This is a genomic window from Microbacterium sp. SY138 (genome assembly GCF_039729145.1).
Taxonomy (GTDB): domain Bacteria; phylum Actinomycetota; class Actinomycetes; order Actinomycetales; family Microbacteriaceae; genus Microbacterium; species Microbacterium maritypicum_A.
Window position 1 is genome coordinate 3,503,319 of record NZ_CP155793.1, and the last position, 17,348, is coordinate 3,520,666.

Annotated in this window: 13 protein-coding genes; 8 read left to right on the forward strand and 5 right to left on the reverse strand. The window is 69.5% G+C overall.

The window, feature by feature from the left end:
- Positions 1–80: 80 nt before the first annotated feature.
- The 4 genes from ABDC25_RS16960 to ABDC25_RS16975 form a co-directional block, all read right to left on the reverse strand.
- Positions 81–2,108 carry a carboxypeptidase regulatory-like domain-containing protein gene (locus ABDC25_RS16960; protein ID WP_167255300.1) on the reverse strand — a complete coding sequence of 676 codons (2,028 nt, stop codon included), beginning with the start codon at positions 2,106–2,108 and terminating at the stop codon, positions 81–83.
- Positions 2,109–2,264: 156 nt separating this feature from the next.
- Entirely contained in the window at positions 2,265–2,918 is a 654-nt protein-coding gene (locus ABDC25_RS16965) for a dihydrofolate reductase family protein (RefSeq protein WP_021198211.1), read from the reverse strand.
- The gene (locus tag ABDC25_RS16970; RefSeq protein WP_021198210.1) at positions 2,915–3,607 is read right to left on the reverse strand and encodes a helix-turn-helix domain-containing protein; all 693 of its coding nucleotides are present in this window, start codon (positions 3,605–3,607) and stop codon (positions 2,915–2,917) included. The genes ABDC25_RS16965 and ABDC25_RS16970 overlap by 4 nt, the downstream gene beginning before the upstream one ends.
- Position 3,608: 1 nt before the next feature.
- Complete coding sequence (locus tag ABDC25_RS16975) at positions 3,609–4,046, reverse strand: VOC family protein (RefSeq protein ID WP_347123788.1); 438 nt, start codon at positions 4,044–4,046, stop codon at positions 3,609–3,611.
- Positions 4,047–4,196: 150 nt separating this feature from the next.
- On the opposite strand from ABDC25_RS16975, the gene ABDC25_RS16980 reads away from it, so the two are divergent.
- The 5 genes from ABDC25_RS16980 to ABDC25_RS17000 all read left to right on the forward strand — a co-directional run bounded on the left by ABDC25_RS16980 (position 4,197) and on the right by ABDC25_RS17000 (position 9,557).
- A complete protein-coding gene (locus ABDC25_RS16980) occupies positions 4,197–5,462 on the forward strand; it encodes a sensor histidine kinase (protein ID WP_021198208.1) in 1,266 nt (421 codons plus the stop codon).
- Entirely contained in the window at positions 5,459–6,139 is a 681-nt protein-coding gene (locus ABDC25_RS16985) for a response regulator transcription factor (RefSeq protein WP_347123790.1), read from the forward strand. Before ABDC25_RS16980 ends, ABDC25_RS16985 begins: the two co-directional genes overlap by 4 nt.
- Positions 6,140–6,193: 54 nt before the next feature.
- Positions 6,194–7,381, forward strand: coding sequence for a benzoate/H(+) symporter BenE family transporter (locus ABDC25_RS16990; RefSeq protein ID WP_136024626.1), 1,188 nt, complete (start codon positions 6,194–6,196; stop codon positions 7,379–7,381).
- A 206-nt stretch (positions 7,382–7,587) separates the two neighbouring features.
- Positions 7,588–8,472, forward strand: coding sequence for an ATP-binding cassette domain-containing protein (locus ABDC25_RS16995; RefSeq protein ID WP_315072059.1), 885 nt, complete (start codon positions 7,588–7,590; stop codon positions 8,470–8,472).
- Entirely contained in the window at positions 8,469–9,557 is a 1,089-nt protein-coding gene (locus tag ABDC25_RS17000) for an ABC transporter permease (RefSeq protein WP_029264745.1), read from the forward strand. Before ABDC25_RS16995 ends, ABDC25_RS17000 begins: the two co-directional genes overlap by 4 nt.
- 147 nt (positions 9,558–9,704) lie before the next feature.
- Here ABDC25_RS17000 and ABDC25_RS17005 read toward each other — a convergent pair whose 3' ends face one another.
- Positions 9,705–13,190 carry a bifunctional proline dehydrogenase/L-glutamate gamma-semialdehyde dehydrogenase gene (locus ABDC25_RS17005; RefSeq protein WP_347123793.1) on the reverse strand — a complete coding sequence of 1,162 codons (3,486 nt, stop codon included), beginning with the start codon at positions 13,188–13,190 and terminating at the stop codon, positions 9,705–9,707.
- A 147-nt stretch (positions 13,191–13,337) separates the two neighbouring features.
- On the opposite strand from ABDC25_RS17005, the gene ABDC25_RS17010 reads away from it, so the two are divergent.
- The 3 genes from ABDC25_RS17010 to ABDC25_RS17020 all read left to right on the forward strand — a co-directional run bounded on the left by ABDC25_RS17010 (position 13,338) and on the right by ABDC25_RS17020 (position 17,322).
- The gene (locus ABDC25_RS17010; RefSeq protein ID WP_021201735.1) at positions 13,338–14,246 is read left to right on the forward strand and encodes a LysR family transcriptional regulator; all 909 of its coding nucleotides are present in this window, start codon (positions 13,338–13,340) and stop codon (positions 14,244–14,246) included.
- Between the two features lie 140 nt (positions 14,247–14,386).
- Positions 14,387–14,974 (forward strand): nitroreductase family protein, encoded by a 588-nt coding sequence (locus ABDC25_RS17015; RefSeq protein WP_347123795.1) that lies wholly within the window; start codon positions 14,387–14,389, stop codon positions 14,972–14,974.
- A 71-nt stretch (positions 14,975–15,045) separates the two neighbouring features.
- Positions 15,046–17,322, forward strand: a complete 2,277-nt coding sequence (locus ABDC25_RS17020) for an ATP-binding cassette domain-containing protein (RefSeq protein ID WP_347123797.1) — start codon at positions 15,046–15,048, stop codon at positions 17,320–17,322.
- Positions 17,323–17,348 lie beyond the last annotated feature (26 nt).

Below are 17,348 nucleotides of genomic sequence, written 5' to 3' on the forward strand. Positions count from 1 at the left end.
TCATCGCGCCTCCACGCTGTCCGAGTGCCGGTGGTGCCGCTCTCGGATCACCGGTGATCGAGACGGTTCCCGGCTGAGTCTCAGCTCTCGACGCGGCGACGCCGCACGAGCAGCCCACCCATCATGGCCAGGACGACGCCGATCACCACGATCGCGATCGGAGCCTCGAGACCGGTGGTGGCCAGCCCTGCGCCCGGTGCCGCCGCGGCTCCTCCGGCCTGACCACCCGTCCCCGCTGCCGCGGTGACGGTCAGCGCCGTGCGGGAGATCACCGTCGTGCCTGACAGCGCCACCAAGGTGTGCGCACCGGCCGGTACGTTCGCAGGAATACGCAACGTGCCCTGAAGTGCACCGTCCGCGTCGGCAGTCAGCGTCCCGAGCGCGATCGGGTCGGAGTGCAGCTCGAATGCGATCGTCGCTCCCGGCGTGAACCCCGTGCCCGAGATGGTGATGTCATTCCCGGCGCGGATCGATCCTGCGCCGAGCGCGAGGGCGGGCCCCGGCTGCGGCTCAGGATTCGCGACCGCGACGAGGGTGAAGTCGATCCCCGACACGGGAGCGCCCACGGTCACGACGACGGGAGTCGCCTGCGCCGCCGTGGCGACGCCGTCGTAGAACTGAGGCTGCGCGGTCGTTGTGCTGTCGTTGTAGAAGTTGGCCGAGGCCTTCAGGATGAACGACCCTTCAGGAAGGGCGAGCGAATACGCGCCGGTCTGAAGATCAGCGAAGGTCGTGCCGACGATCTCGTTTCCGGACCAGGCCTCGACGATGACCTCTCTCCCCTCACTGCTGTCGAGAGAGACCGTGCCGGTCACGAGGGCAGCCGCGTCGAGTTCCGCGTCGATTCCGACGACGTTCGCACCGGACGTCACCGTGACAGGGTTCGCGGTCCCCGCCGTGTAGGCGTCGGCCCAGTACTCGGCTCGCAGACCGGGCTCATACGGCGCGAAGTGCACGCGATAGGTGCCAGGCGCGACGGCCACCTGATAGGTGCCGTCGTTCGCGACGCCGAGGAAGTATGCGTGACTGCTGTCCTCCACATCGGCGACGGTGATAGCGGTGAGTGCACGAGAGCCGTCTGCGCTCTTGGTCACCGAACCGCTGATGTACCCGACCGAGTCAAGAGCCGCGTTCACCCCGGCGGTCGTCTGCAGTTCACCGACGGCGACGACCTTCGCAGCGTTGAAGCTGTACGCGTTCTCCCAGTACTCCGTGACGAGTCCGGGAGCGGGCGCGCCGAACTGCACGCGATACGAACCGGCAGGAAGTCCGCCGACAACGTACGCGCCGGCAGGGTTGGTGCGCGCGAAGGCAACGATCTCTCCGTTCGCATCGAGCGCGTTCACCGTGACGTTTGCGAGAGGCGCGCCGTCATCGGCGCGCGTGACGACGCCGGCGATCGCGCCCCCGGCCACGAGGGAGGCATCGATGCCGGAGACAGCTTCTCCCTCGGCGAGGACGACAGGGGTCGCCTGGGAGTAGTCGAAGGCGTTCTGCCAATACTCGCGCTTCAGATCGGTTCCCTCCGGCTGGAACCTCACGATGTACGAGCCGGCGGGGAGGGCGTTGAGAGTGTAAGTGCCGGACGCATCGGTGAAGCCCGATGCCCAGGCCGTGCCGGGGCCGGTCACCGAGACGGCGATGCCCGAAACCGGTGTCCCGTCGTCCTCGCGGGTGACCGTTCCGGTGATAGACGCCGAGGGCGCGGGGGCGAGCGCGGCGTCGATGCCCGTCGCCGCAGACCCGTTCGTCACCGTGACGCGCTGCGCGCCGAGTGAGTCGCTGGCGTTGTTCCAGTACTCCGTGGCGAAGCTGCGGTCCGGCGCAGAGAAGCGGACCAGGTAGGTTCCGTCGGCCAGGCCGGTGAGCGTATATCCGCCAGTCGCATCGGTGACGGCGTCGGACCGGCCGAGCGCGCCATCTCGCTGTGCGGAGACCTGGATGCCCGCCAGCGCCGCTCCTCCGACGTCGGCCGTCACCGTCCCGGACATCGAACCCGTTGGCGCGGGATCTTCCGCCGCCACGACGGCTGTCGCACCTCCCAGGGCGATCGCGATCGCCGCCATTCCGCCCAGCACAGCCCGCAGCATCCCGCGTCGTCGCGTCATTCTTCTCACCTTGCGAGGGAGTCCGTTCGCTCGGTGATCCCACCGTCGCGTACAGTCTCGATTCATCCGCCGATCGCCGGCAGCTTTCCTCTCGAACCTAGAGGATCAGCACATAGGAAGGGAATAGTCGATACACGGGAGTTACCCCCCTCGTGATCACTCGAACGTCCCGACCTCCGGCACCCTATCGGTGCGCCCGTACCGGAGCAGGGTCACACCCGCCTCGTCGGTGATCGGCGGATCCAGCAACCGCAGCACGCTCGGCATCGCGTCGTCATCGAACACCTTCTTGCCCGCGCCCAGCAGCAGCGGATAGACCCAGAGGTTGAGCTCGTCGAAGAGTCCCTCTGCGAGCAGGGTGTGCACGAAATCGATGCTGCCGATCACGTGCACTTCGCGGTGGGCCGCCCGCATCGCGGCCACCTCGGCAGCCAGATCGGCACCGACGCGCGTGCTGCCCTCCCAGTCGAGTGCGAGTTCGGCATTCCGCGTCGCCACGTACTTCGGCACCCGGTTGAAGAGCGTGCCGATGGCGCCCGACTCCCCCTCGGTGTGCTGTGGCCAGTACGAGGCGAAGATGTCGTAGGTGCGGCGCCCGAGCAGCAGCGCGTCGAGCCCGCGCATGCCCTTCTCGATCTCGGGACCGACCCCGGAGGAGGGATACCCGGCCTGCCAGCCGCTGAAGCGGAAGCCGCCGGAGGTGTCCTCGTCGGTGCCGCCGGGGCCCTGGGCGACGCCGTCGAGAGAGGTGAAGAGATCGATCAGGATCCGGCCGGATGCCTGTTGTTCATCGGGATACTGGCTGTTCATGTCGTGCTCCCTACTGTCAGTCGTGCGATGCGGAAGGTGTCGGCGAACGAGTCCAGCAGCGATTCGTCGCCCCGGACGACCGCGACGATGTCCTGCGCGAGGGCCTCCGCCGGGGTGACCTCGCCGCCGATGAGGCGACGGATGCCGGGCCCGGCGACGATCACCGCGTCCGGAGCGCCGTCGGGAAGACGTCCGCCGACCGGCGGCGCCGGCGGCGTGATCTGCGCGACGCGGAGCTCGCCGTCGTGCACGGATGCACGGAGGGCGACGTCGCCGACATGCAGCTCGTACTCGGCATCCACGGCGGATTCCTCCTGGAACGCCGTGCGCAAGGCCATCGTGAGCGAGTCGGGCGTGACGACGTCACCCTCTGCGGGATCGCCCATCGCCTGGAAACCCCAGCGTCCGAGCGCGAGCATGATCGGCTCGAACGAGCGGCCGTAGGGGGTGAGCTCGTACACCAGGCCGCAGTTCAGCAGCGGCACCCGGCGCACGACCCCACCCTCCTGCAACTCCTTCAACCGGGTGGACAGGATGTTGGTCGGGATGCGCGGCAGGCCCTGTTTGAGGTCGGTGTAGCGACGGGGCCCGACGAGCAGATCGCGGACGATGAGCAGCGCCCACCGCTCCCCGATCAGCTCGACGGCCGTCGTCACGCCGCAGTACTGGCCGTAGCTGCGCGCCGCCATGTCAGACCGACGCGGCGGTGTCGCCCACGTGGTCCGGGCCGTTCTCGACGGCCTCGGGGGTCATGTACAGGAAGCCGAGCGAGTTGCCGTCCGGGTCGTCGAGGTCGCGCGAGTACATGAAGCCGTAGTCCTGCACGGGCTTCGGCTCGGTGCCGCCGGCGGCCAGACCCTTCTCGAGAATCGCATCGACCTCGTCACGCGAGTCCTGACTGAAGGCCACGGAGACCTGCGCGACCTCGTTCGGGTCGGCGATCGGCTTGTCGGTGAACGTGGCGAAGAACTCGCGCTTGAGCACCATGAAGTAGATGTCATCGCTCCACACGATGCATGCGGCGTTCTCATCGGTGAACTGGGGGCTGATCTCGCAGCCGAGCGCGGTGTAGAACGCCTTGGCGCGGTCGAGGTCGCTGGTGGGCAGGTTGACGAACACCTTGGTCATGATGACTCCTCCGGAGATGCGAGCCCATCGGTCGGTGAGCCCTTTCGTGACCAGCTTGCAAAAAACAACTGAGCTTGTCAATAGCAAGTAACGATTCGCTCCCCCGTGCGGGGGATGCGGTCGGAACGGGCCCCGCCCTACGGTGGAGGGATGCCCGCAGCCCCGTTCCTCCGCACGCCGACTGAGCGCGAGCGGCGCAGCGACATCCTGCTCGCCGCCGTCATGTTCGTCGGGGCCGTGCTGAGCGCTGCACTCTCCTCGATCGCAGAGATGTACGGCGATGAGCAGGCGCCGCTGTGGACGGCCCTCGTGTACGCGGCGGTCGTCACTGCTCCCCTGGCCGTCCGCCGCCGCTGGCCCGGCACGGTCGCCGTCATCGTGGTCGCCGCCTACTTCACCGCCGTGACGATCCGGATCCCAGAGATCTATGTCGGCAACATCGCGATGTTCATCGCCATCTACACGGCAGGCGCCTGGATGAACAACCGCCGGCGCGCGATCATCGTGCGCGTCGGGATCATCGTGAGCATGTTCGTGTGGCTGCTGATCACGATGTACCGCGATGCGATCAACGAAGCCGACAAGGCGGATGTGATCGCCGGGGCCATGTCGCCGTACGTCGCCTTCATGCTCATCCAGCTGCTGCTGAACGTGCTCTACTTCGGTGGGGCGTACTACTTCGGCGAGCGCTCCTGGGCTGCGGCCAGCCAACTGGCGGTTCTCGAGCAGCGCACGGCCGAGCTGGAGCGCGAGCGGGAGGTCACCGCTGCTCAGGCCGTCGCCCTCGACCGGGTGCGCATCGCGCGCGAGCTGCACGACGTCGTCGCCCACCACGTATCGGTCATGGGCGTGCAGGCGGGAGCCGCCCGCCTGGTGCTGGAACGGGACCCCGCGGAGTCCGCGCGCATCCTCACCGGGATCGAGGGATCGGCACGCGACGCCATCCACGAGCTGCGCCAGCTGCTCGAGACTCTGCGGGCCCCCGGCGGGGAGACCACCGATGCCGCCTCTACCCTCGTCCTCGACGACATCGCCGAACTCGTCGACGCTTCGACCGAGGCGGGACTGCCGACCGCGTACACGGTCATCGGCGACCCCGCGCCCGTCCCTTCGCTCGTCGCCGTGAACCTGTACCGCATAGCGCAGGAGTCCCTCACGAACGCCCGCCGTCACGCCGGCCCCGACGCGACAGCCGACGTGCGCGTGCGCTACGACGACGACGGCGTCGAGATCGAGATCGTGAACACGGGGCGCCCGGTCGCCCAGCTTCGCCCCGGGCTCGGCCAGCTCGGGATGCGGGAACGCGCCGCGGCCTCCGGAGGCACGCTCGAGGTGATCCCCCGGCCGTTCGGCGGCCTGCGCGTGCGCGCCCGCGTGCCCTTTCCCGTCGCGAGCGAATCGAGCAGGAACCGATGAACGATCCGATCCGTGTCCTGCTCGTCGACGACCATGCCCTGCTGCGCGCCGGCTTCCGCACGATCCTCGACACCCAGCCCGACATCACCGTGGTCGGCGAGGCATCATCGGGAGCCGAGGCGGTCGCCAAGGCATCTGCCCTCCGTCCCGACGTCATCATGATGGACGTGCAGATGCCCGACATGGACGGTATCGAGGCGACCGGACGTATCGTCGCCGACCCGGAGGTCGACGCGGCCATCGCGATCGTGACGACCTTCGATCGCGACGACTACCTGTACCGTGCTCTGGATGCCGGGGCCGGTGGATTCCTGCTCAAGAACGCCGGCGCGGAGGATCTGATCTCAGCCGTCCGGGCGCTCGCCGCCGGTGACGGCATGCTCGCCCCTGAGGTGACCCGCCGCGTGCTGGCACGTTTCGCCGCGACGCCTGCTCCGGCGGCGGTCGCGACCACGAACAGCGGCGTGTCGAACGTCACGCTCGCCGAGCCCCTCACCGAGCGCGAGGCCGAAGTTCTGACGCTGCTCGCCGATGCCCGGAGCAACGCCGAGATCGCGCAGGCGCTGTTCATCGGCGAGGCCACCGTGAAGACACACGTCTCGCGCATCCTCCAGAAGCTGGGCGCCCGCGATCGCGTGCAGGCGGTCGTGCTCGCGCACCGCATGGGTCTCGCCTAGCGCGGCACCCCCTGATCCGCGGCGCCCCTCCGTCTCCGCGATACCCTCGGAGCCATGCCCGAAGCCGCACCCCTGTCCCGCCCGATCCTGGCGGGGGTGGTGACGGCACTCGTCGGATTCACCAGCTCGTTCGCGGTGGTGCTGACCGGGCTCGACGCGGTCGGGGCGAACGCGGCGCAGGCGGCGAGCGGGCTTCTCGCGGCCAGCCTCACGATGGGTCTGGCCTGCGTGGTGCTCGCATGGCGGTATCGCATGCCGATCACGGTCGCCTGGTCGACTCCGGGAGCCGCCCTGCTCGTCGCCACGGGCACCGTCGAGGGTGGATGGCCGGCAGCGGTCGGCGCTTTCCTGGTGACCGCCGCACTCATCCTGCTCACCGCGCTGTGGCCGGCCCTCGGCGCGCTGATCGCCCGCATCCCTCCGTCGATCGCGCAGGCGATGCTCGCCGGCGTGCTGCTGCCCCTGTGCCTGGCCCCGATCACCGGGATCGTCGCGAACCCCTGGGGCGTGGCGCCGGTCGTGCTCACGTGGCTGCTGTTCGCACGCCTCGCACCGCGCTGGGCGGTGCCACTGGCCTTCGTCGCCGCCGCCGTCGTGGTCGCGGTGTCGCTCGTCGGCGTCTCTGCGATCGGCGAAGGCACACCCTTCGACCCTGCCCTGCTCCTGCCGCGCCTCGAATTCACCGCGCCGACGTTCACGGTCGGCGCGCTCGTCGGCCTCGCACTGCCGCTCTTCATCGTGACGATGGCGTCGCAGAACGTGCCGGGCGTCGCGATCATGCGCAGCTTCGGATACGAAGTGCCGTGGCGTCCCGCCATGCTGGTCACCGGGGTCGGCACGGCCCTGGGAGCGACGGCGGGCGGGCACGCCATCAACCTCGCCGCCATCAGCGCGGCACTCGCCGCCTCGCCGGACGCCGACCCCGACCCGAAGAGGCGGTGGGTCGCCGGGGTCTCGACCGGGGCGTCATACCTCGTTCTCGCGGTCTTCTCGGCCGCCTTCGCCGCTCTGGTGGTGCTCGCGCCGACGGCCGTGATCCCGGCCGTCGCCGGTCTGGCGCTGTTCGCCGCGTTCGGCTCATCGGTGCAGCAGGCGATCGACGAACCGGGCGAACGGATCCCCGCCGTTGTGACCTTCCTGGTGGCCGCATCCGGGATCGCCGTGCTCGGGGTCAGCGCCGCGTTCTGGGCCCTCCTCGCCGGACTCCTCGTCCGCACGGTGCTCCACACCCCACGCCCCTGATACTCCCCCCCACCCCTCACCGCGAGTGCACCGCTTCTCGTCGAGTGCACGACTTGTCCGCGTCTCCATCCCGTGCATTCGGCGAGATCCCGTGCACTCGGCGAGATCCCGTGCACTCTCCCCCGCACGGGTGATCCCGCAGAGTCCGCCGTGCGGGGGATGCCGCAGTCGGGCGCGCTCCGTAACGTGAAGGCATGACCACAGGAATGCTCGAACTCTCCGGCATCACCAAGAGCTACGGCTCTCGGCGCGTGCTCGATGACGTGTCCTTCACGGTCGCCCCCGGGCGGCTGACGGGCTTCGTCGGCGGCAACGGCGCCGGCAAGACCACCACCATGCGGATCGTGCTGGGGCTGCTGTCGTCGGACGGCGGCCGTGTCGACCTGGACGGCGCTCCGCTGACGACCGCCGACCGCCGCCGCTTCGGCTACATGCCCGAGGAGCGCGGCCTCTACCCGAAGATGAAGGTGCTTGAGCAGATCGTCTACCTCGCCCGCCTGCACGGCTTCGGCAAGCAGGAGGCCACGGAGCGCGCGACCGCCCTGCTCACGGAGCTCGGGCTCGGCGAGCGGCTGAACGACACCATCGAGTCGCTCTCGCTCGGCAACCAGCAGCGCGCGCAGATCGCCGCGTCGCTCGTGCACGACCCCGAGGTTCTCATCCTCGACGAGCCGTTCTCGGGCCTCGACCCGCTCGCGGTCGACGTGGTCGCGGGAGTCCTGCAGGCCAGTGCCGCCAAGGGCGCATCCATCTTGTTCTCCTCCCACCAGCTCGACGTGGTCGAGCGCCTGTGCGACGACCTCGTCATCCTCGCCGGCGGCACGATCCGCGCGGCCGGTTCCCGAGACACGCTGCGCGCCGAGCACGCCCGTGACCGGTACGAGCTCGTCTCGGCCGGCGACGCCGGATGGCTGCGCACCGAGCCCGGCGTCACGGTCGTCGACTTCGAGGGCGGGTACGCGCTGTTCGACGCGGACGGCCCCGAAACGGCGCAGCGCGTGCTGCAGTCGGCCGTGCAGCGTGGCGACGTCGCCAGCTTCGCCCCCAAGCATCCGTCCCTCGCCCAGATCTTCAAGGAGGTCATCCAGTGAGCGCCCCCACCCCTGTCCGCGCCTCGAACGGCATCTGGCTCGTCGCCGAGCGCGAGATCGGCTCGAAGCTGCGCAGCAAGGCGTTCCTGATCTCGACCGGCATCCTGCTGGTGCTCGCGCTCGCCGGTATCATCCTCGGTGGTTTCGCGAGCAAGAACACCGATGCGATGCCGGTCGCAGCGACCGCGGAGACCGCCTCCGCCGTCTCCGCCATCCCGAACGTCGAGGTCACCACGGTCGCCGACCAGGCTGCAGCCGAACAGCTCGTGCGCGACGACAAGGTCGACGCTGCGGTGCTCCCGGGTGATGGCCCCTCGGGCTACACGATCGTCGCGCTGCAGGAGGCGCCGGGCTCGCTCGTCTCGGCCCTGTCGATCACTCCCGAGGAAGTGATCCTGGAACCGGCGACCACCAACCCGCTGCTGCGGTACTTCATCGCGATCGCCTTCGGTCTGGTTTTCATGATGGCAGCGGCGACGTTCGGCGGCACGATCGCGCAGAGCGTCGTCGAGGAGAAGCAGACCCGCGTGGTCGAGGTGCTGCTGTCGGCCATCCCGGCGCGCACACTGCTCGCGGGCAAGGTGATCGGCAACACGGTGCTGGCGATGGGGCAGATCCTCGCCCTGGCGGCCGTGGCCACGATCGGGTTGATCGTCACAGGTCAGCGCGAGGTGCTCACGACCCTCGGGGCGCCGATCATCTGGTTCGCGGTGTTCTTCCTGTTCGGCTTCATCCTGCTGGCGGCGATGTTCGCGGCTGCGGCCTCGATGGTCTCCCGCCAGGAGGACATCGGTTCGACGACCACCCCGATCACGATGCTGATCATGGCCCCGTACATCCTGGTCATCGTCTTCAACGACAACCCGCTGGTGCTGACGATCATGTCGTACGTGCCGTTCTCGGCGCCTGTCGGCATGCCGATGCGCCTGTTCGTCGGCGAGGCCCAGTGGTGGGAGCCGCTGCTGAGCCTGGTGATCCTGCTCCTCAGCTGCGTCGCGGCCATCGTCATCGGCGCCAAGATCTACGAGAACTCGCTGCTGCGCATGGGCTCCCGGGTCAAGCTCGCCGAGGCGCTGCGCGGCTGAGGCTGCGTACCCAGCCACCCGCCACCCGCCCGCCCGTGCAAGGGTGCGAAAACGGAGACGATCGCGCTCGTCGTCCGCGTGTCGGCACATGACACGCGGACGGCCGCATCGATCGTCTCCGTTTTCGCTTCCGGGAGCGAGCCCGGGTCAGATCACGCCGTCGGCGAGGGTGGTCGGGTTGCCGAAGCGGTGGTTCGTGATCGATACGGCCTGCTCGTGCAGGAACGGCAGCATCTCCACGCGGCCGGCACCGGTCACGGCGTGCGACCAGACCGCCACATCGGGGCTTCCGTCGAGCGCCTCATGCAGGGCCGCGGCGTCGCCGCCGACCAGCCGTACGCGGTGCCACGAGTTCGCCGCCTTGGCGTAGCGCTTGGTCCACGCCGCGTCCGACTCGTGCTTCACGGTCACACCGTGCGCACGCAGCGCCTTCTCGATGCGTGCGGGCAGGGCCGGTGCCGACACCGTGAACGGGCTGCCGCTGCGCAGGGCGGCCGCGAGCACGCGGACACCGTCGACCAGCGGCGCGCTCTCGCCGATGCGCACGTCGACCGCGACCGGACGGTAGCGGAAGAGGTTGCGCTCGACCCCGAGCCCGGACTTGTCGCTCACCGCGCCGAACTCGTCGACCCAGGCGCGCTCGTCGGATGCGGCGGCGCGGTGCAGCCACTCGGCCTCGGCCGTGTCGACCTCGGAGGCAGTCGCGTCCAGCAGTGCGCCGACCGCGGGCACGACGGCCGCGCTCGGGGCGGCGGCCGGAAGCTCGGCCGGGGTCCACTCGCCGAGACCGAAGAGGTAGTTCGGGCCTCCGGCCTTGGCGCCCGCTCCGACGGCCGAGCGCTTCCAGCCACCGAACGGCTGACGCTGCACGATCGCGCCGGTGATGCCGCGGTTCACGTACAGGTTGCCCGCCTCGACACGGTCGAGCCAGGTGGCGACCTCGTCGGAGTCGAGCGAGTGGATGCCGGCGGTCAGGCCGTAGTCGACAGCGTTCTGCAGGCGCAGCGCCTCGTCCAGGTCCTTCGCGTGCATGATGCCGAGCACCGGCCCGAAGAACTCGGTGAGGTGGAAGTACGAGCCCTCGCGCACGCCGGTCTTCACACCGGGCGTCCACTGCTTTCCCTCGTCGTCGAGCTTGCGCGGCTCGACCAGCCAGCGCTCGCCCTTCTCGAGCTTCGTGAGCGCGGTGAGCAGCTTGCCGTTCGCCGGCTCGATGATCGGGCCCATCTGGGTGGCGGGGTCATCGGGCAGGCCGACGCGCATCGAGGTCACGGCATCCACCAGCTGACGCTCGAATCGCTTCGAGTCGGCGACGGATCCGACGAGGATCGCCAGCGACGCCGCGGAGCACTTCTGCCCCGCGTGGCCGAACGCGCTGCGAGCCACGTCGGCGGCCGCCAGGTCGAGGTCTGCCGAGGGCGTCACGATGATCGCGTTCTTGCCGCTGGTCTCGGCGAGCAGCGGCAGGTCGGAGCGGAACGAGCGGAACAGCTGCGCCGTCTCGTACGCCCCCGTGAGGATCACGCGATCCACCGCAGGGCCGGCCACGAGGCGTGTACCGAGGTCGCGCGAAGCGAGGTCGACGAGCGCGAGCAGGTCGCGCGGCACACCGGCGGCCCACAGCGCCTCGACCATCACCGCGCCGCAGCGCTGCGTGAGCTTCGCGGGTTTGATGATGACGGCCGAACCCGAGGCCAGACCCGCGAGCACCCCACCCGCGGGGATGGCGACGGGGAAGTTCCACGGCGGCGTGACCACGGTGACCTTCGACGGCACGAAGTCGGCACCAGAGACGGTCTCGAGGTCCTTCGCGCGCTCGGCGTAGTAGTGCGCGAAGTCGATGGCCTCGCTGATCTCGGGGTCGGCCTCGGCGATGGTCTTGCCCGCCTCGTGGGCCATGATCTCGATGAGCTGACCACGGCGCGCGGCGAGCTCGTCTCCCGCGCGATGCAGCACGGCAGCGCGATCAGCGGCAGGGAGCGCTGCCCACTTCTCGGCGGCGGCGGTCGCTGCGGAGAAGATGCCGTCGAGCTCGGCATCCGTCTCGACCTTGGCGATCGCGATGGTGTCGAGGCCGAGCGTCGAGCCCACCGAGCGGCTCAGGATCTCGCGGCCCCATGCGCGGTTCGCGGCGATGGCCGGATCGGTGTCGGCCTGGTTCTCGAAGCCGGTGGTGGTTCCGGAGGGCGCCTCGGCGTCGGAATCCAGAACGGTACGGTCCTGCACGCGGTGGGGGCCGGGGACGAATCCCGCCTCATCGGTCGCGAGCGCGGCCAGCGAGCGCTCGAAGCGCTCCCGCTCGCGGGTGAGCAGCGACGGGTTCGAAGCCAGCTCGAACACGGCCGACATGAAGTTCTCGGGGCTGGCGTTCTCTTCGAGGCGGCGCACCAGGTACGCGATCGCGACGTCGAACTCGGCCGGGTTCACGACCGGCGTGTACAGCAGCAGGCGGCCGACGTCCTTGCGGACGGCCTCGGCCTGCCCGGTCGCCATGCCCAGCAGCATCTCGTACTCGACGAGCGGATCGGCGCCGGACGGGTCGGCGACCCCACGCGCCTGGGCGAGCAGCCAGGTGTAGGCGATGTCGAACAGGTTGTGGCCGGCGATGCCGATGCGCACGGCGTCCAGTCGCTCCGGGGTCATGGCCCAGTCGAGCACCCGCTTGTAGTTGGTGTCGGAGTCCTGCTTGGTGCCGTAGGTGGCGAGCGGCCAGCCGTGGATCGCCGCGTCGACCTCTTCCATCGCCAGGTTCGCGCCCTTGACGACGCGCACCTTGATCGGCGCTCCGCCCTTGGCACGGCGGGCGGCGGCCCACTCCTGCAGGTGCTGCATGGCACCGAGGGCGTCGGGCAGGTAAGCCTGCAGCACGATGCCGGCTTCGAGGTTCTCGAGCCCCGGCTGGTCGAGGATGCTCGTGAAGGCCGCGATCGTCAGGTCGAGGTCGCGGTACTCCTCCATGTCGAGGTTGATGAACTTGGCCTTGCCCTTCGCCTCGGCCTTCGCGGCGAGCTCGTAGAGCGGGGTCAGCTTCTCGACGACATCGGCCACGGCCTCGTCGAACGACCACATCGACAGCTGGCTCACGACGCTGGAGACCTTGATCGACACGTAGTCGACGTCGTCGCGGGCGAGGAAGTCGCGGGTGCCCTGCAAGCGGTGTCCCGCTTCGCGCTCGCCGAGCACGGCCTCGCCGAGCAAGTTGAGGTTGAGCCGGTTGCCACTCTTGCGCAGCTTCGCGATCGCGGGGCCGAGCTTGGAGGGCGTGGCGTCGAGCACGAGGTGCCCGACCATGGCGCGCAGCACGCGACGCGAGATCGGCACGACCACGCCGGGGAGCTTCGGCGCCCAGAAGCCGCCCGTCTTGATCGCGGCGCGCAGGTAGCCGGGCAGCAGCGACGGGGTGATGTCGCTCAGCTCGGCGAGCTTACGGCCGGCGACGCGCAGGTCTTCCGGACGCATCACGCCGTCGACGAAGCCGACCGTGAACGCGAGTCCGTTCGGGTCCTTGAGTACCTCGGACAGGCGCTGGGCGGCGGGCTCGACGGGGTGGGTCTCGCTCTCGACGAGCCAGCGCTTCACCAGGGCGGCGACGTCTTCGGTACGGGGGGTGGTGGTGTCGGCGGCGACAGGCATCGGTGGGACCTTCCAAGAGAGCGCACACCGGGATTTCGTGTGCGGGCTGGTTCATTGTCCTGCCGCTCGGTAGGCTCCGTCTATCAACCGATTTGCGTGGATTCTGTTCACTCAAGCTGAACAATATCCGCAGAGCAAGGGACCACTGTGCTGGACGTCAACAGACTGCGGATGCTCGTGGAGCTCTCGCGCCGCGGAACGCTGTCGGCAGTGGCCGACGCCCTCTCGTACAGCAAGGCCTCGGTGTCACAGCAGCTGAGCGCCCTGGAGCGGGATGTGGGTGTGCCGCTGCTGCGACGCGTGGGGCGTGGAGTGCAGTTCACGCCCCAGGGGAACGTGCTCGTCGCCGAGGCCATCGGCATCCTCGATCAGCTCGAGCACGCCGAGGTCGCCGTGGCCGAATCGCTCACCGAGGTGACCGGGACCGTGGGCATCGCGGTGTTCCAGTCGACGGCGCACTCCCTGCTCCCGCGGGCTCTCGAGGCTCTTAAGGACCGACATCCGGCCCTGCGCGTCGAGGTCACCGAGTGCGATCCGGAGACCGGGCTGGTCGGGGTGTCCAGCCGCGACTTCGACCTGATCCTCGCCGAGCAGTACCCGGGGCACACCCGACCGATCCACGCCGACCTCGACCGGGTGATGCTCGCGCACGATGCGATCGCGCTCGCCCGACGGCCCGGAGCACCACGGCATGCGGATGCGCTCGCCGAGCTCTGGTCGACGCGCGAGGAGCCCTGGGTGCTCGAACCCGCCGGCACCGCCTCCCGCGCCTGGGCCGAGCAGCTCTGCCGCACCGCGGGGTTCGAGCCCGACGTGCGCTTCGAGATCGCCGACCTCACCGCGCACGTGCGGCTGATCCATGCCGGGCTCGCCGTCGGATTGCTGCCGGAGCTCGTCTGGGCGGGCGACACCCCGACCGTCGATCTGGCACCCCTCCCCCACGAACCGCGGCGCGAGATCTTCTCCTCGGCACGGCGGGTGTCGGCCGATGCCCCCTCGATCCGCGCGGTGCGCAGTGCGCTGGCCGACGCGGCGTCGCACAATCTCCCGGTCTGAATGCATGACCTCCCTCTCCGACCGAACGCCGTCCGGCGCCGACACGGAGGAATCCCCGGGAATATGCATGCACATGCATCTGTTGGCACCCGTGTACCCGGACGAAGGAGTCCGATCCCCTCCTTCCGAAAGGCACCTCTGTGAGCACTCCTGTCATCGACCGCACCGCACCGACCGAGCACCCCGTCCTCGACGTCCTCGCCGGCCGCTGGAGCCCCCGCGCCTTCGACGCGCAGAGCTCGATCGACGAGGCCAAGCTCGCCACCGCTCTCGAGGCCGCCCGCTGGACACCGTCCGCCAACAACACGCAGCCCTGGCGCTTCATCGTCGCCCGTCGCGGCACCGCGCTGCACGCGCAGGTCGTCGACGCCCTGATGGGCTTCAACCAGGCCTGGGCGGGCAACGCGGCCGTGCTCGTCGTCGCGATCGCCGAGACCGCCACGGCCGACGGCACCCCGATCACGCATACGCTCTACGACCTCGGCCAGGCGGTCGCGCACTTCTCGGTGCAGGCACACCACGACGGCCTGGTCGTGCACCAGATGAGCGGCTTCGATCCCGAGGTCGTCCGCGAGTTCGCCGACCTCGAGGAGCGCTTCGTGCCCTTCACGGTCTTCGCCGTCGGCGAGTTCGGCGACATCGAGGCTCTGCCCGAGGTGCTGCAGGAGCGCGAGGTCGCTCCGCGCGTACGTCGCCCGATCGCCGAGACGGTCATCCTGAGCGCCTGACCTCCGCGCTCTCGACACCTCTGCACCGACGGGGCCTCCGGATTGTCCGGGGGCCCCGTTAGCGTGTGCGGATGGACCTCCTCCGCATCACCGGCGCGCGGACGAACAATCTCCGCGACGTCTCCGTCGACGTTCCCAAGAAGCTGCTGACCGTCTTCACCGGCGTCTCGGGTTCGGGCAAGTCGTCCCTCGTGCTCGACACGATCGCCGCCGAGGCGCAGCGACTCGTCAACGACTCCTATTCGACCTTCATCCGTGCCCGGCTGCCGCAGATGCCCGCACCCGACGTGCAGGCCATGGACGGGCTGACCTTCACGGTCCTGATCGACCAGCGCCGGTTCACGGGCAACGCGCGCTCGACCGTGGCGACCGCGACCGACCTGGCATCGCTGGTGCGCCTGGTCTTCTCACGCGTCGGCGAGCCCTCCGCCGGCTACTCCCCCGCCTACTCGTTCAACGACCCGTCCGGCATGTGCCCGACCTGCGAAGGCCTCGGCACGGTGTACGACATCGACATCGACGCGCTGATCGACCCCGAGAAGAACATCGACGAGGGACCGGTCCGGTTCAGCCTGTTCCGCCCCGGGGTGTATCGGTGGAAGCGCTTCGCGTACTGCGGACTGTTCGACCGCCAGAAGCCGCTCAAGGACTACACGGCCGAGGAGATGGACCAGTTCCTCTACGCCGACAAGCTCAAGCTCGACGACCCCGATCCGCGGTTCCCGCAGAGCGCCCGGTTCGACGGGGTGATCACGCGCATGCGCGATGTGTTCCTGAAGCAGCGCCCGGTGAAGATGTCGGCCTCGGTGCGCGAGGAGCTCGACCGGCTCGTGACACATCACACATGCCCGGACTGCCACGGTGCGCGGGTGAACGCGGCAGCGCGGGAGAGCCTGATCGACGGACGCTCGATCGTGGATTGGATGCGCATGCCCGTGTCCGACCTGCATGCCCTGCTCGACGAGTTCGACGATCCCCGCGTCGCCCCGGCCGTCGACGGTGTCCGCCACGTGCTCGATGCCCTGCTCTCGGTGGGCCTCGGCTATCTCACGCTCGACCGCGAATCGGCCACGTTGTCCGGCGGTGAGGCTCAGCGCGTCAAGATCGTGCGACACCTCGGCAGCGCCCTCACCGACGTCACCTACGTGTTCGACGAGCCCAGCACCGGATTGCACCCCGCCGACATCCAGCGGCTGGTGGCCCTGCTGCAGCGGCTGCGCGACGCCGGCAACACCATCCTCGTCGTCGAGCATCATCCGCAGGTGATCGCGGTCGCCGATCACGTCGTCGACCTCGGGCCGGGGGCGGGCTCCGGCGGCGGCATCGTGCAGTTCGAGGGCACCCCCGTAGCGCTCCGCGCCGCCGACACCCTCACGGGGCGTGTGCTCGCCGAGCCACTGACGATCCGTGCGACGACTCGGACTCCCTCGGGCCGCGTCGCCGTGCGGAATGCGCGCGCGCACAACCTCCGCGGGTTCGACGTCGACATCCCGCTCGGCGTGCTCACCGCCGTCACAGGGGTCGCGGGGTCGGGCAAGAGTTCCTTCGCGACCGCCGAGCTGCCGCGCCAGCACCCGGAGTTCACGGTCGTCGGGCAGGACCCGCTGCGGGGCGGAGCGCGGTCGACGACGCTGAGCATGCTGCGTATCGCCGACACGGTGCGCGAGGTGTTCGCAAGCTCCTCAGGGCTCGATGCCTCCTGGTTCAGCTTCAACTCCCGTGGGGGGTGCCCCACCTGCCGCGGCCGTGGACACATCACGACCGAGCTCGCATTCCTCGACGACGTCTCCCTCCCGTGCGATGCCTGCGGAGGGCTGCGTTTCAATGAGACCGCGCTCGGCGTGCAGGTCGACGGCTCCTCGATCGCCGACGTGCTGGCGTCGACGCCGGCCGAGGTCAGCGCGCTCTTCTCCGACCACCCGGACGTGGTCGACGCGCTGGACTGGGTGCAGCGCACCGGCCTGAGCTACATCCCGGTCGGACGCTCGCTCGACACCCTCTCCGGCGGCGAGAAGCAACGGCTGCTGCTGGCCCGGCACCTCAGCGAGCCGCAACGCGATCGCGCCGACCGCATCATCCTCGACGAGCCGACCTCAGGACTGCATCCGACCGACGTCGACACCGTCAACGCCCTCTTCGACGACCTGCTCGACGAGGGGGCGACGCTGGTCGTGGTCGAGCACAATCTGCGCGTGGTCGCCCGCGCCGACCACGTCGTCGACATCGGTCCGGGTGCCGGTTCCGATGGCGGTCAGCTGATCTTCACCGGCACTCCGGCAGAGATCTCGGGCGACGACGACTCCCTCACCGGTCGGGCGCTCGCGGCAGCGTCTCGCCCGCACCCCTGAAGCAGGGCGCATCAGACGGGCAGAGG